Annotated in this window: 15 protein-coding genes; 8 read left to right on the top strand and 7 right to left on the bottom strand. The window is 40.3% G+C overall.

Translation table 11 applies throughout. From position 1 onward, the window contains the following. Positions 1-16: 16 nt before the first annotated feature. The 3 genes from OXIME_RS04310 to OXIME_RS04300 all read left to right on the top strand — a co-directional run bounded on the left by OXIME_RS04310 (position 17) and on the right by OXIME_RS04300 (position 2388). Complete coding sequence (locus tag OXIME_RS04310; RefSeq protein WP_393970627.1) at positions 17-406, top strand: translation initiation factor IF-5A; 390 nt, start codon at positions 17-19, stop codon at positions 404-406. Then, complete coding sequence (gene speB, locus OXIME_RS04305) at positions 364-1266, top strand: agmatinase (RefSeq protein ID WP_393970626.1); 903 nt, start codon at positions 364-366, stop codon at positions 1264-1266. Before OXIME_RS04310 ends, speB begins: the two co-directional genes overlap by 43 nt. Before the next feature lie 81 nt (positions 1267-1347). After that, a complete protein-coding gene (locus OXIME_RS04300; RefSeq protein WP_393970625.1) occupies positions 1348-2388 on the top strand; it encodes an NAD(P)/FAD-dependent oxidoreductase in 1041 nt (346 codons plus the stop codon). A gap of 42 nt (positions 2389-2430) precedes the next feature. Here the strand turns inward: OXIME_RS04300 and OXIME_RS04295 are convergent, their stop codons facing one another. After that, entirely contained in the window at positions 2431-3420 is a 990-nt protein-coding gene (locus OXIME_RS04295) for a hypothetical protein (protein ID WP_393970624.1), read from the bottom strand. A 721-nt stretch (positions 3421-4141) separates the two neighbouring features. Between OXIME_RS04295 and ftsZ the strand changes: the two genes are divergently transcribed. From ftsZ to fsa, 4 genes are all read left to right on the top strand, one after another. Further along, positions 4142-5221 (top strand): cell division protein FtsZ, encoded by a 1080-nt coding sequence (gene ftsZ / locus OXIME_RS04290; RefSeq protein ID WP_393970623.1) that lies wholly within the window; start codon positions 4142-4144, stop codon positions 5219-5221. Between the two features lie 116 nt (positions 5222-5337). Continuing rightward, the gene (locus tag OXIME_RS04285; protein WP_393970622.1) at positions 5338-6168 is read left to right on the top strand and encodes a transketolase; all 831 of its coding nucleotides are present in this window, start codon (positions 5338-5340) and stop codon (positions 6166-6168) included. Then, entirely contained in the window at positions 6165-7124 is a 960-nt protein-coding gene (locus OXIME_RS04280; protein ID WP_393970621.1) for a transketolase family protein, read from the top strand. The genes OXIME_RS04285 and OXIME_RS04280 overlap by 4 nt, the downstream gene beginning before the upstream one ends. Continuing rightward, a complete protein-coding gene (fsa, locus tag OXIME_RS04275; RefSeq protein ID WP_393972224.1) occupies positions 7108-7779 on the top strand; it encodes a fructose-6-phosphate aldolase in 672 nt (223 codons plus the stop codon). The genes OXIME_RS04280 and fsa overlap by 17 nt, the downstream gene beginning before the upstream one ends. Before the next feature lie 31 nt (positions 7780-7810). Here fsa and OXIME_RS04270 read toward each other — a convergent pair whose 3' ends face one another. The 5 genes from OXIME_RS04270 to OXIME_RS04250 all read right to left on the bottom strand — a co-directional run bounded on the left by OXIME_RS04270 (position 7811) and on the right by OXIME_RS04250 (position 12351). Then, positions 7811-9733, bottom strand: coding sequence for a beta-CASP ribonuclease aCPSF1 (locus OXIME_RS04270; protein ID WP_393972223.1), 1923 nt, complete (start codon positions 9731-9733; stop codon positions 7811-7813). 58 nt (positions 9734-9791) lie between these two features. Then, positions 9792-10439 (bottom strand): archaeal proteasome endopeptidase complex subunit beta, encoded by a 648-nt coding sequence (gene psmB, locus OXIME_RS04265; RefSeq protein WP_393972222.1) that lies wholly within the window; start codon positions 10437-10439, stop codon positions 9792-9794. Between the two features lie 244 nt (positions 10440-10683). After that, positions 10684-10905, bottom strand: coding sequence for a DUF2249 domain-containing protein (locus tag OXIME_RS04260; protein ID WP_393972248.1), 222 nt, complete (start codon positions 10903-10905; stop codon positions 10684-10686). A gap of 513 nt (positions 10906-11418) precedes the next feature. Then, complete coding sequence (locus tag OXIME_RS04255; RefSeq protein ID WP_393972221.1) at positions 11419-11745, bottom strand: cupin domain-containing protein; 327 nt, start codon at positions 11743-11745, stop codon at positions 11419-11421. Between the two features lie 420 nt (positions 11746-12165). After that, positions 12166-12351 carry a carboxymuconolactone decarboxylase family protein gene (locus tag OXIME_RS04250; RefSeq protein WP_393972247.1) on the bottom strand — a complete coding sequence of 62 codons (186 nt, stop codon included), beginning with the start codon at positions 12349-12351 and terminating at the stop codon, positions 12166-12168. 466 nt (positions 12352-12817) lie between these two features. Here OXIME_RS04250 and OXIME_RS04245 point away from each other — a divergent pair, with 466 nt between their 5' ends. Beyond that, entirely contained in the window at positions 12818-13243 is a 426-nt protein-coding gene (locus tag OXIME_RS04245) for a cyclic nucleotide-binding/CBS domain-containing protein (protein ID WP_393972220.1), read from the top strand. On the opposite strand, the gene OXIME_RS04240 is transcribed toward OXIME_RS04245, so the two are convergent. Then, on the bottom strand, positions 13244-13894 hold the full coding sequence (locus OXIME_RS04240; RefSeq protein ID WP_393972219.1) for a 3'-5' exonuclease: 651 nt from the start codon (positions 13892-13894) through the stop codon (positions 13244-13246). Between the last annotated feature and the right edge of the window lie 30 nt (positions 13895-13924).

The following is a 13924-nucleotide window of genomic DNA, read 5'->3' as shown; positions in this document are numbered from 1 at the left end:
AACCATATTGAATTTTATGAGCTGGCAAGAAGCCGAAGTAAGAGAATTAAAAGTCGGAAGATACATGCTTATTGATGATGCTCCGTGCAAAATTTTGGAAATAACCATGTCAAAACCCGGAAAACATGGAGAAGCAAAGGGGCGAATTGTAGCAATTGGCATCTTTGATTCACAAAAAAGGAGTGTTGTTTACCCTGTTAAACACAAGGTAAAGGTTCCCATTATTGAAAAGAAGAATGCCCAGGTTTTATCTGTGGGAAGCAACGAAGCACAGTTGATGGACAGCGATACGTTTGAAACTTTTGTTATTCAGTTTGACCCGGAAGATGCAGGAAAGATAAATGTAGGAACAGAGGTATCATATTGGGAAGCAATGGGAAAAAGGAAGATAATGTTCCAGAACTGACCCACCTGTTCTACCTTCCAACTCTTCCGGACGCCCATTCAACATACAGTGAATCCAGATACGTTATTTTTGGTGTTCCCTTCGATAACACATCCAGTTACCGCAAAGGTTCAAGGATGGCACCGGACTCCATAAGGTATGCCTACAACAATCTGGAGTCATTTGATCCATGGTATAATGTAAATTTTCCAGATATTCCAATCTGCGACCTTGGGAACCTTGAGGTTGGAGAAGATGCGGAAGAGGTTATCCATACAGTAGAACAGGTAGGCTCCAGACTTTACATGGACGGGAAGATTCCCATCATGCTGGGGGGAGAGCATTCCCTTACCAGTGGAATGGTGAGAAACATTCCCAATGCAAACATGGTCATAATAGATGCCCACTCTGATTTCAGAGACACCTATATGGGGAGCAAATTCAACCACGCCTGCATTACAAGGAGATGCCTTGAAATTCTGGGGAAGGGAAGAATATTTTCAGTGGGTACCAGGTCAACATCCAAGGAGGAGAGGGAATCCGGGATCATGGACGAGGTTTCCTTCTATTCCGCTCGCTATGTGAAAAAACACGGAATAGAGGTGGTTCTGGACCAGATTAAGGAAAGTATATCGGGTCCGGTATATTTCTCCATTGATATGGACGGCTTTGATCCCTCATTTGCACCCGGTGTAGGAACACCTGAACCATACGGGCTTTCAGATACAGACGTCAGGACACTGATCAACGGGTTGGGAAAAAAGATAATCAGTTTTGACATTGTTGAAATGACTCCGGTTTATGATAACGGCAACACATCCATGCTTGCTGCAAAACTTATACAGGACTTTATAGGAAGCAGGGAAGGAATAGTGGAATAATGAGGATTTTTGCCTGCAGATCATAATTGAGATGGTCAAAATCTTTTTAAGCTGCAATAAATGGCTGGGGTATCTGATTAAATGGAAAAGGATTACAATACAGTCATAGTTGGGGCCGGCACGGGAGGACTTTCAGCCGGAATAGCACTGAAGAAAGCAGACAAATCATACATCATCCTGGACAGGAAGAAGGAGATCGGTTTGCCTGTAAGGTCTACAGGGGCAGTATCTCTGGAATGGGTGAAAAGAATCGGTATGCCAACAGATGATAGTATTGTGGCATCAAAAATATATGCAATGAAGTTCCAGACAGACAAAGGAAGAAGCATCTCTCTCAGCTTCGACAAACCTGTGGGGCTTGTTTATGATTTTACGAAATATGAAAAATATCTGGCTAGGGATTTCGCTGGAGACCTCAATATCAAAATGGAAACTCAGGTCATATCTATTGACGGCAATATAGTTAAAACCACAACAGATGAATTTGAGTGTGAGAATATAGTTATGGCCAGCGGGCCTCAGTCCGCCTTTGGCCAGAAACTGGACAAAAACAACGTCCTTGTTGCTTATGAGGAAACCAGGGAACTGCCCAGAAGGGATGATTTTCAGATGATCCTGTGGTTCAGTGATATGGCTCCAGGTGGGTATTTCTGGGACTTCGCAGATAGTGACTCAACAAGGAAGATAGGTGTATGTTATTATCCTCTTTCTGGAGAACAGCCCAAGGCAGTCCTTGATAGATTTACCAGGAAATTTCCTGAAGTGGATGGAAAGATGGTCCACACAATGGCACACCAGATTCCGCTTTCAAGGCCATCTGATAAGGTGATAGATGGCAACAGGCTATATGTCGGGGATATGGTAAATGCAGTACTGAATACAACTGCTGGTGGACTGCAGGGGGCCTTCTGGACTGGAAAATATGCAGGAGAGGCCATATCTAAAGGTGATCTGCAGATTTACCAGATGGGATGGGACAAAGAGATAAAACCATGGCTGATGAAGCATCATAACCTTCACAGGAAGATGCACAGAAATGGATCAAAATCAATCGGAAATCTTATGCTCCTGGCAAAGATGATGCCCAAATCCATGAAAAAGAAAGTTTTCGGTGGACTATGATAATGAATTCCGGTATCGTAAAAGGACAACCTATCACTATTTTCATTTCATTTTTATCTTACTCTCAAGTTTCTCTATTTTGTAAAGATATTTCCTGAGTGCTTTTCTCCCGGGCATTTTCCAGAATCTGGAAAGCTCCTTTAGAAAGACTGGCATCAAATCAGTATTGATCACATAGTACCTCATTGATTTTCCATTTAAATTTTCTCCACCGTAAAAAAGAGAACCTGAGGGTCCCTTAATAATCTCGTTAAGAAGATCCGAAAGAAAACCTGATTTAATTTCAACCTCTGCAAGTCCGCTTTCATGGTCATGACAGAGTATTTTCAGATCACCCCTGATTTCATTGCTGCCCAGTTTTATTATAAATACGTCGTTTGATTTTCCAGACAGTAATTTTGGCACAAATTTCCCCTGATTAAGGAAAAATCCACTGTAGTCTGATGAAACAGATTCAGGATTTGGTTCCATTACAGTTGTTATTGACATAAAGTCTCTTATGGGAAACCCCAAATCAAAATATTTGTGAAGAAGGAAAGGAACATCTCTCGGGCTATCTCCAAAATATTCAAGTGTATTTATATTAGACGGGTCATCATCCAGCATTTCGAAAATCACCCTGCTCATTTCAGTGCTTGAGTAATTGCAGAACTCCAGACTCAAATACATATCAGATCCCCTTCTCAATATATTTGGCGCAACTCGTGCAAGAGGGATTTTATTTACTTTATTTACAAGATTCTCTACAATGACCGGTACTTCCATTTCAACTATGTTTCTATTTATGTTAATTTTCCTACCAAAATGAGTAATTTTCCAGAAATCAACAAACTTGTTGGTCTCTGCCTCTGAAAGATGGGAAATGATGCTCATATATAGATTCAGATTTTCTTGGGACATGGCCAGCATCATGAACATTGTATTAGGTTCATGCTTCCTGTCCGAGACTCTTATATTCTTGGGGAAAACATTCTCAATTTTGATTATTGCGCAGAGAGGTAGTACATTATTGCTAAGAGTTAGTTCAGTCATATGTATACAATTATGCCATGCAGGAATTTGTTATAATTAAGATTTTGGTGCAATAATACATGCGAAAAAAATCCGAATATGATCTTCAAATGGGCTAGAACAGCAATCGTGAAATAACTGTATACAGTTTTTGATCTTTGGGCAGACTGGTATGCCTTAAATGCCAGAACAGCGGATCAGGGCTGAAAGCATAATTTAAACTAAAATAGGATCTGTTAGGGTCTATTTGGTTATGTTCAGGAAGAAAGCATAGTGCATATGGAAATTAACGCAGTTATTCTACTTTGCCTTTATGAATTCTCACTTCTTAAGGCATTGGAAGTTTTTTCTTCTTATTATTCTCTTTATCCTTTCCAGATTATTTTTCATTGTTTTGTTTTCTTCTCTTCCACTAAATTTTTTTTCTTTTTTTCTTTTCCAACTATTTAGTTACAAAATGTCCACCTGTCAACATGCAGTATCCTTGAGATGACAGAATTCTCAGCACCAGTATCAATCATCTCATAACCATGCTTTCTCTTCTATTCCTCAATGACAACTTTTTCATCTGTTTTGAAAGCAGCGTTTTCAGTCTTTAAATGATGAATACAACAAAGCATTTGCATGTTACTGTATATACAACACAATATTCAAAATGAATTAACCTAAAGGGCAGTAATGCAGGGATATCAGCTGGAAATCGTAACCTTAATAAGCGTCCCACTTCTTTTCAACCGGGATTATGCTAACTGAATCTTTTGAGAGTGGCTCTTTCGGCGATAGTTACGATTCCAGCGAGACTTCAGACGAAGAACTCCGAAGTTTTCTTGAAAGGCTGAAAATAAGAATCAAGATATTTGGAACCGGTGGTGCTGGATCGAACACCATAAACCGGTTGATGAAGGAGAATATAAAAGACGCAGTGATGATAGCGTGCAACACAGATGCAGCCCATCTTCTCAGAATAAGGTCAAATAACAAGATTCTAATGGGCAAAAACCTCACCAGAGGGCTTGGTTCAGGAGCAGATCCAAGAATAGGGGAACAGGCTGCAAGGGAAAGTGACCAGCAGATAATGAAATTTGTATCAGGTACCGATATAGCATTTGTCACCGCAGGACTTGGGGGAGGAACAGGAACAGGATCTGCCCACTACGTGGCAAGCAGGGCAAGGGATAGCGGTGCTTTGACAATATCGGTTGTAACAATGCCCTTCAAATCGGAAGGGACTATAAGGATGAAGAATGCGAAATGGGGGCTTGAAAGGCTATCAAAAAGCTCTGACAGCGTCATAGTAATACCAAACGACAAGCTTTTGGAACTGGTTCCTAATCTCCCACTTGAAAAGGCATTCAGGTTTGCAGACGAAGTAATCGTCAAGGCCATCGCTGGTATCAGTGATCTTGTCACAAATCCTGGCCTCATAAACCTTGATTTCAACGATCTCAAGACTGTTATGAAAGATTCAGGTCTGGCGATGATTGGTATTGGTTTATCCACAGGTGAACCGGGAACCAGGATTTATGAGGCTGTAAAGAAAGCTGTTAACTCTCCATTTCTTGAAGTTGACATGTCCACGGCTACAGGTGTTATAATCAATGTAACAGGCGGAAAGGATCTCCAACTAGAGGAAACAAATCTCGCTGCAGATGAAATTAAGAATCATGTGGGTAAAAATACTCGAATTATATGGGGTGCCACTGTGGACAGTAAATTCGACAACAGCGTCCAGATTCTCATAGTTGCCACAGGTGTCAAGTCACCCTTCTATCCTTCGGGAGAAAGTTCAAAGGCGGATGAGGATCACATTGATGTGGTTTAGAATGATCCATAAAGGATCATCACAGTGATACAGATGAATATTTTTAATCCTGGATGGTATGGGGAAAGGGAAGGGTATAAACTATAAAAGGCAGATTTCATATCGAGGCGTTTATGATGGAAGATGAGAATATTTCTAATTTAAAAAAAATTGCTAGGAGAATCAGGAAACATATAATTGAGATGGTATATGAGGCTAAAAGTGGACATCCAGGCGGTTCGCTGAGCATAACTGATATACTAACCGTTCTCTATTTTAAGGAGATGAACATTGATCCTTTGGATCCAAACAACCCTGACAGAGACAGGCTGATAATGAGTAAGGGGCATGCATCACCTGGACTTTATGCAACACTTGCTGTGAAGGGGTTTTTCCCAGAGGATTTTCTTAAAGATTTCAGGAAAATCAACTCAAAACTTGAAGGGCATGTACACAGAGGAATTCCCGGTGTGGAAGCTTCAACAGGTTCCCTGGGCCAGGGCCTGGGGATTGGTGTTGGAATGTGCCTCGCAGGAAAACTAGACAAAAAAGACTACAAGGTCTTTGTCATACTTGGCGACGGTGAGATAGAGGAGGGAAATGTATGGGAGTCGCTTATGGCTGGGAACAAATACCATCTATCCAATCTGATTGCCATCCTTGACAAGAATGAAATCCAGCTCGACGGATTTACAAAGGACATAATGCCAATGCCAAATCTGCCTGAAAGATTCAAGAGCTTTGGATGGAATGTGATTGAAATCAATGGGCATAATTATGAAGAGATCATAAATTCCATTGAAGAGGCAAAAAAGTACAGATCCGGGCCTACCATTATTATTGCCAATACAGTTAAGGGTAAGGGGGTAAGTTATATGGAAAACAATCCAAAATACCATGGGGCTCCACCTGCTTCGCAAGAGGAATACGAGAAGGCAATTGCAGAACTGACAGGTGATGCAGAGTGACTAAAACTGCCAGCCTTAGGGAAACTTACGGGGAAAAGATCACAGAAATAGGGCGAAGAAACAAAGATCTGGTGGTTCTTGATGGCGATCTTTCAACCTCCACAAAAACAGCTACTTTCGGGAAGGAGTTTTCTGACAGATTCTTCAATATGGGAATATCGGAGCAGTCCATGATCACTACCGCAGCGGGGCTTGCTTTGTGTGGGAAAAAGGTTTTTGCCTCCACATTTGCGGTTTTTCTTACACGGACATATGAACAGCTGAGGCAATCTGTGTGCTACAACAATCTGGATGTTAAACTTGTGGTTACTCATGCAGGTTTAACTGTGGGAGAGGACGGGGCCACCCATCAGATCGTTGAGGATGTTGGAATAATGTCCGGACTTCCCAATATGAAGGTTATAGTCCCAGTGGATTCAATAGAGACCGCTTCTGTAATGGATTTCCTGGTGGAGAAGACAAGGACCCCATATTATGTCAGATTGACCAGGGAAAAATTCCCTGTACTCAATCAGCCTGATTATGTTTACAAACCGGGGAAGGCAGTAACATTTAAAGAGGGATCAGATATAACGCTGTTTGGAATGGGTGCAATGGTATCTTATGCTCTTGATGCTGCCGCAGAGCTCAAGAACAGGGGAATAGATGCCAGGGTTATTAACATGTCATCAATAAAACCCATAGATCGTTATGAAATTATTAAGGCGGCGCGGGAAACCGGAAGGATTGTAACAGTGGAAGAGCACTCGATCTTCAACGGACTTGGCAGCAGGGTGGCGGAAGTAACATCCGAGGAATATCCTGTACCGGTCTTCAGAGTTGGAATGCAGGATACATTCGGAAAGTCAGGAAAATCATGGGACCTTTTCGATTACTTTCATATTGGTGTAAATGATATTGTAAGGATATCTGAACAGTGCTTCAGGGAGGAAAAAAGATATGAAAATATTTCTTGATACAGCAAATGTGGATGAGATAAAGCAGGGAGTGGATCTGGGGTTGGTAGACGGAGTTACAACCAATCCGTCTCTGGCACAGAAGGAAGCCGCAAAGGGGAAGAGTTTTGCAGACGTTGTAAAAGAGATAATGAGAATAACTCCAGGACCTGTAAGCGTAGAGGTTGTAGCTACAGATTATGAGAACATGATGAAACAGGGGCTGAAGATCTCTTCCCTTGGAACCAATGCTGTGGTAAAGATACCAATGACACTTGATGGTCTGAAGGCAATTAAAAGCCTGAAGGAGAAGAGGATCGCAGTGAACTGTACACTCATTTTCAATCCCATACAGGCTCTTCTTGCAGCAAAAAGTGGAGCGGAATACGTATCCCCGTTTGTGGGAAGGCTTGACGACATTGGTGAAGATGGAATGTCGATTATAGATGAGATCAAAACTATCTTCATGAACTATGGAATGGACACAAAGATACTGGTAGCTTCAATAAGAAACCCTGTTCATGTACTGAGATCAGCCATAATAGGGGCAGATGTTGTAACGCTTCCATTCAGCGTATTGAAACAGCTTCCATCCCATCCAAAGACCGACGAGGGCCTTGCAAGGTTTCTGGACGACTGGAAAAAGGTCTCTCAAGACGGGGGATTTCCTCTTTAACATATTTTTATTTTTTTTGTTTCAGCAAGAATCAGTATACTCTTGTAGTTTCCAGATTTTTCAATGCAACGGCATCTATGCCGAATTTTGATCTGATAAGTCTAGCGAATTCAACAGTCTTGTCCCCGTCCCCATGATTTACAAGTATCCTCTGTGGCCTTGGCTGCATTCCTGCTATGTATGAAAGAAGTTGTTTCTTGTCGGAGTGGCCCGAAAAACCTTCAGCAATTTCCACATTAATCTTTACCTCGTATTTTCTCGCCTGGCCGTTGTCGCTCAGCGTTATCTCGTTGGCTCCTCTCTGTATTCTCCTACCCATTGTTCCATCAGCCTGGTACCCGACAAAAACAAGTGAATGCTTGGGGTTGTCTACCCATGCCTTGAAATATTCCATTACCGGTCCACCATTCATCATTCCGGAGGTTGCCAGAATAATGTTACTATCGGTTGTATCACACAGATCAGTTCTCTGGTCACGGGATTCCACTTTCTTGAAAATAGGGCTAAGGAATGGATTCTCCCTCTTTATCATTATGCTCTCCCTAAGATTCCTGTTTAGGTATTCTGGATAGGCTGCATGTATGGCGGTTGCCTCCATGATCATCCCGTCAAGGTAAACATTGGTCTCCTTTATTTTACCGGTTCTGACTGCCTCTTCAAGAACCAGCATGACTTCCTGGCTCCTTCCAACTGCAAATACGGGGATAAGCACTGAACCACCCCGTTCGTATGTCCTGTTTATGATATCGACAAGTGTGTTGGACGCATCGGATCTTGAATAAAAATAATCATCCCTTCCAGCATAGGTACTTTCTGTCATAAGTGTCTCTACCCTGGGAAATTTATTGTTTGCAGCATTGAAAAGCCATGTTTTTTCATATTTGTAATCGCCGGAAAACACTATGTTGTAAAGTCCTTCGCCAATATGGAAATGTGTGGATGCAGATCCAAGTATATGCCCGGCATTATAGAATGTGAGTCTTATATCTCTGGTAATATCGGTTGTCTCATTATATCTCAATGTTATGGTGTGCTTCAGCTCTTCCCTGATATGCTTGGATTCATATGGTCCTTTGTGGTTTTCGGAATGCGCCACTTTAATATAGTCATTCTGAAGAAGAGCTATCATATCCCTTGTGGGAGGTGTCATATAGACCGGACCTTCATATCCATATTTGAAAAGTATTGGAAGGAGTCCGGAATGATCAAGATGCGCGTGGGTTAAAACCACAGCGTCTATTGCGCTAAACGGTTGTATTTCTGGAATATAGAGGTATGGTGCACTTACCCATGGCTGATCTTCTATTTCAGAAGTGTTAAGCATCCCGCAGTCCACAAGAACTCTTGAATTGTTTGTTGAAATCAGAGTTGCGCTCCTGCCCACTTCTCTGTGGCCTCCGATTGCAGTGATTCTTATCCATGTTTCACCGGGCATGGGAGGTATGTTGAGTTTCTCTCCAAGTGAATGAAGAAATTTCTTCCTTTCCTTCTTTGTTTCCAAAAGGAATTCTCTCATCTCTTTCACGTATCGTGAGTGCATAGGTGGTGCCCTTACAACCCTTGGAGACCATTTAGTGCGATTTTTTATCTCATTGATTACAGATGAATTGTGAGTGGCAAAAATTGTAGGTTCGTCGGCTTCTATGACCACTTCCCCGGTATCTGATTCAAAATATATGTCCTTTAAACCAGCCTCTTCAGGTATTACCTTTTCAATCTCACTTCTAGCCTCTTCCTCAGGAAGCATTATAGAAGTGTCCGGACGTATTGCAACCCTCCTCCTCATTTCCTGTGCAATCTGCCTGGCAAGATCATCTCTGTTTGCAAAGAGTTCAAGATTCTTTGTATAAACAACTATGGTTGAACCTTCATAGTCAACTTCTGTTATCTCGTTGTCTGGATATAACCTGTCGAATATAGCACGTGCTTCCGATAAATAGTCTTTAAAAGACATAGCTGAATCCTCTGATAAAATTAACCTTGATAATGTAAATTTAAATTTTTATAAATAATTAGATTTGAAGCTTAAGCTTCTTTATGCGGTCCATTACTTCTTCTGTAGGGACCTGCCTGAAACCAGTCTTCATGTCTATGACTGCTACATCAATCATTCCGCCCGAAGCAGAATCTCTCTGTTTGGCAGCAGATATAGCCTTTATGACCAGATCAATGCCGTCGTCAACTTTCATGTCTTTTGTATACTGTGTCTCAAGTACACCATATACAAAGGGTGAACCAGACCCTGTGCTTGCGAATATGTCCTCAACAGATCCACCAGCAGCGTCTACTGAATATATATGTGGTGCGGTATCGCATCCCCCAACAAGTAACTGCACCATGTAGGGGTAAAATTTCGACTGGTTCAGTATGTTTGAAAGTATTGTTGAAACGGCTTCAATTGGCATGTTGACTTTCCTTTGAAGTCTGTAAAGCTGGATCTCTGCAGACATATACCTAACTAGTACCTGGGCATCTCCCACAAGACCAGCAATTGTCATGGCCACGTGTGAATCAATCTGATGGAGTTTCTTCCCGTCCTTGTGCATGATGAAGTGGTCCATTGTGACCCTTCTTTCAGTTGCCATTATTACGGCATCCTTGACTATAATTCCAACCGTTGTCGTTCCTGTTTGTAACATTTGATTCTGATTTTGATTCATATATACACTCTCTTGAAAATTACAACTCTGCATTAATAAATTGTATTAAAGGATTTCCTACCTGGAGATTGCCAATGGAATCCCGGAAGACTGTAGAAAGCCATCTTAATATCTATATATATATTAAAACATAAAAGATTAGAGGTGGGATATAAGCAGTCTAAAGTTCATCTTCTCTAGCATACTTTTTTTGGCAAGTGATTGTAGTTTCTAACTTTTTCCCCTTTTTATCTTCAACCCCACACTAAACTGACCCGGATTTCTGTTCAGGAAGACAATAATTCTGAAAAAAATTTGACCACCATTTACAGACGTCTATTGGTAAGCCCATATTTTCCATATGCATCAGGAGATGATCCGGCACTTGATCAACCACAACTTTCAGAGTCATTCCCTGATCAATTTTTGAAAATTTATCGAAGATGATCTCATGCCTTACTCTTGCATCTATACTTCTTGCATCTATACTTTTAACTAATTTTTTTCTGATCTGTAGATCTCCAAGTTTTCCTCATTAAATAATCATATACCTATTTTTTCCAATATGGGCATATCATGGCTATCAAACGTTAAGGTTTGGGAACCCCAAAAATTTAGATCTCAATCTTAATAATACCGTTATCAATATGTTACTACTGCAAGATCTAAAGAAATCGATAATTTTCAATTTGCCAGTAGTTATTGTCCTATGAGAACACCACGAGATAGGCTGTTCATAAGTTGTTCATGTCTTTTTTTATCTGCATTATTTCCATTTATCATGCAGTCCCCTTGCTATTTTCTGATCATATTTATGACCAACTTCCTTTTGTCCAAATGCACATATACCAATCTGCAAATCATAACTCGCAATTTCCTAGAATCAATAGGAAAAAATGAAGGATTGTTGTCGCATTATATATCTCGGAAATTATGTTACAGGTAGAAGGGTTAACAAGCGCACTGGCCATTTATGGATTGATCAGCTAAAAAATTGAAATCAGGTTGTGTTAAAAGCAGAGACAAGAACAACCGCCCCCTTGTCCCCTGCCTTAAGGGAATGATTCGAGTTTACAGGGAAATCCTCATACTCACCAGGGTTTAAAGTTCTTATTTTTTCGTCAACATTTACAGTGATTTGCCCTTCTATAACATAGATCCATTCATGCCTGTCAGGGTGGTGATGAAGTGGGTAATCAGCGTTTTTTTCAAATTTTATGAATTTCTCAGTGCCCCCTCTGGCACTAATTAATAAACGCTGGTAAATTCCATTTATGGCTGGCGATATCCTGATCCATTCAAAGTCTTTCTGGTTTGGGTTTTCCATATTACACAATAATAGCCCTCCTTATATACTATATGAAAAAGTAGGATATGTTATATTCAAATAGCTGAAAAGCCTCATTCAGTAGATCATCTATTGACTGATCAACAGACCTTAATTCTATTAAATGAACAACACATCTCCTTTTATTACTGGATGAGGTTGGAAAACAGATTATTTTTATGAATCCGGAAATTCATTGCATCAAATATTGAGGAAATCTGTGTTGCCAGGCCTGATAAGCTTTCTTTCCCCAGTTGTTAAGTTGGGTTTATAAGTTCCTTGAGGTACTTTGAAAGATACATTAAGCCTTTTCTAGGAGTTTATGGCGATTATGGTTCATGTAAGGACCTCCATCTACCCATTAAAAAGTATTTTTGTAATTTATTACATATTTCTGAATCCTCCACAGACTTAGATATTTTAGTTATTCCATCTGTCCATGCAAGATCTGCTTTTCTCTTTCTGAAAATTGGAGGCATCTCTCCAGGTAAACAATAATATCAATCTCTGCAGGGTTTCTCTCTCTGTCAATGCATCTTTTGCGTGCATATCCAGACACCACATGCATTTGTTGATCTGTGAGGCTTCCATTATAATCAGATGCAGGATCCTTCTGTCAAAATATGATTCCTATATAGCTTTTTCAAGCTGGAGAAGCCATCTGGAAGCTTGAGGCAAATAATCCATGTAATTCACTCTTTCATTTATAAAAAACAAAATGATATAAGTAATAAATATAATTTAGCATATGGAAACATGGTTTCAGCAATGAAACGAAGGGGAATTTAATTGCTATTGTTGTTCCAGAAAAGACTTGCTTTCAATCACACAGTTTTTGAAGGATTATGATCTTCCCGTTTTATCCCTTAAAAAGATAAAGCAGTGCAGTTCTATCCTACATCAGGTACCTGCATCTTATAAAGAACATTGTCAAAATATTTTCATCTTGATTGTTATGAGTTTGAATTATTCCTTTAAGAGGCAAAAAACAGGCATAAGCTATTGTAATTTCAGCCATGGGGAAAATTTAGACTCAGATAAATAACTATATATCCAGAATGAATACTTGATCATGGTCCTGTATGCAAAGGATATAATGAAAAAATACACAAACATGCTCAGTGAAGAGACCACTGCGCTTGAGGCTTCAAAAATAATGAGTAATGACCATGTTGGATTTGTTGTGGTCAAGGACAGAGAAGGAAAGCCCATTGGAATGGTAACGGAATGGGATTACGTAAACAAAGTTGTTTCAAAGGATGTGGACCCCTCAAAAATAACCATGAGAGATCTGATGGCATCACCAATTATATCAGTGGATCCAAAAACTCCTACGGATAAGATAACAGTTATGATGAGCAAAAACGGAATAAGAAGGATACCAGTAATAGAGAATGGAAAGCTCATCGGTGTAATAACCTCAAGAGACATAATAAGGATATTCAAGGACTACATGGACAATCTTTCCGATGTAATAGCTAGATTTGGCACATTCTGATCATGAATTCAGAAATATCTGCCTGAATATATGTAGAATGTCCTCGGTATCTCCTCTGCAGTACAGCAGGAACTCTTCAGTCTTGTTTTTCCACAAAAATTCTATGGCCTCCCCAACACCTTTTCCCTTCACCTGAACAAGATTTTTTTTCCTGTTAAGTGGAAGCCCTGAATATTCATCCCTCAGCACGACTTCACTAAGTTTTCTTATTCGGTATTCCCCATTTTTCATTTCCAGATCCCTGGCTATGACGTACATCATGTCAACAAGAACAGTTGATCCCAGGTAGTTTCTGATGTTCCATGGTACTTCAGTAAAGTTAAGTCTCCGGAGTTTCATCTGAATTAATGGTATATCGTAAGCTATGTGGTTATAGCCTATTATGCAGACCGGATCTATTTTTTTCAGATATCGGTCAAGGTCAAGCAATATTCTCCTCTCTTCAGATTCAGTTTCAGCAACTGCCAAAAATATCTTAGTCTCGGGGTTCATGTAATTATTGCTCACGGTAATTGCAATCAAGGGTTCACCTGTAAGAAAACCATCCCTTCCTTTGACAAGCGTTTCTATATCTATGGATACAAACCTGGACGGATCCGTTTCCTTCAAAAGGTGCCTGACTGAAGAGAAATACTGTTCTGATGGAATCATGGGTTACATTAGACAAAAATACAGATAAAC

The sequence above is a fragment of the Oxyplasma meridianum genome (assembly GCF_038024865.1).
GTDB lineage: Archaea > Thermoplasmatota > Thermoplasmata > Thermoplasmatales > Thermoplasmataceae > Oxyplasma > Oxyplasma meridianum.
This window is presented reverse-complemented; position numbering and strand designations above follow the sequence as displayed.

Excerpts from the sequence above, each read along its gene's own strand:
- OXIME_RS04310 (WP_393970627.1), top strand. The coding sequence starts at position 17 with ATGAGCTGGCAAGAAGCCGAAGTAAGAGAATTAAAAGTCGGAAGATAC.
- OXIME_RS04300 (WP_393970625.1), top strand. The coding sequence starts at position 1,348 with ATGGAAAAGGATTACAATACAGTCATAGTTGGGGCCGGCACGGGAGGA.
- OXIME_RS04295 (WP_393970624.1), bottom strand. The coding sequence starts at position 3,420 with ATGACTGAACTAACTCTTAGCAATAATGTACTACCTCTCTGCGCAATA.
- ftsZ (WP_393970623.1), top strand. The coding sequence starts at position 4,142 with ATGCTAACTGAATCTTTTGAGAGTGGCTCTTTCGGCGATAGTTACGAT.
- OXIME_RS04285 (WP_393970622.1), top strand. The coding sequence starts at position 5,338 with ATGGAAGATGAGAATATTTCTAATTTAAAAAAAATTGCTAGGAGAATC.
- fsa (WP_393972224.1), top strand. The coding sequence starts at position 7,108 with ATGAAAATATTTCTTGATACAGCAAATGTGGATGAGATAAAGCAGGGA.
- OXIME_RS04270 (WP_393972223.1), bottom strand. The coding sequence starts at position 9,733 with ATGTCTTTTAAAGACTATTTATCGGAAGCACGTGCTATATTCGACAGG.
- psmB (WP_393972222.1), bottom strand. The coding sequence starts at position 10,439 with ATGAATCAAAATCAGAATCAAATGTTACAAACAGGAACGACAACGGTT.
- OXIME_RS04255 (WP_393972221.1), bottom strand. The coding sequence starts at position 11,745 with ATGGAAAACCCAAACCAGAAAGACTTTGAATGGATCAGGATATCGCCA.
- OXIME_RS04245 (WP_393972220.1), top strand. The coding sequence starts at position 12,818 with ATGGTCCTGTATGCAAAGGATATAATGAAAAAATACACAAACATGCTC.
- OXIME_RS04240 (WP_393972219.1), bottom strand. The coding sequence starts at position 13,894 with ATGATTCCATCAGAACAGTATTTCTCTTCAGTCAGGCACCTTTTGAAG.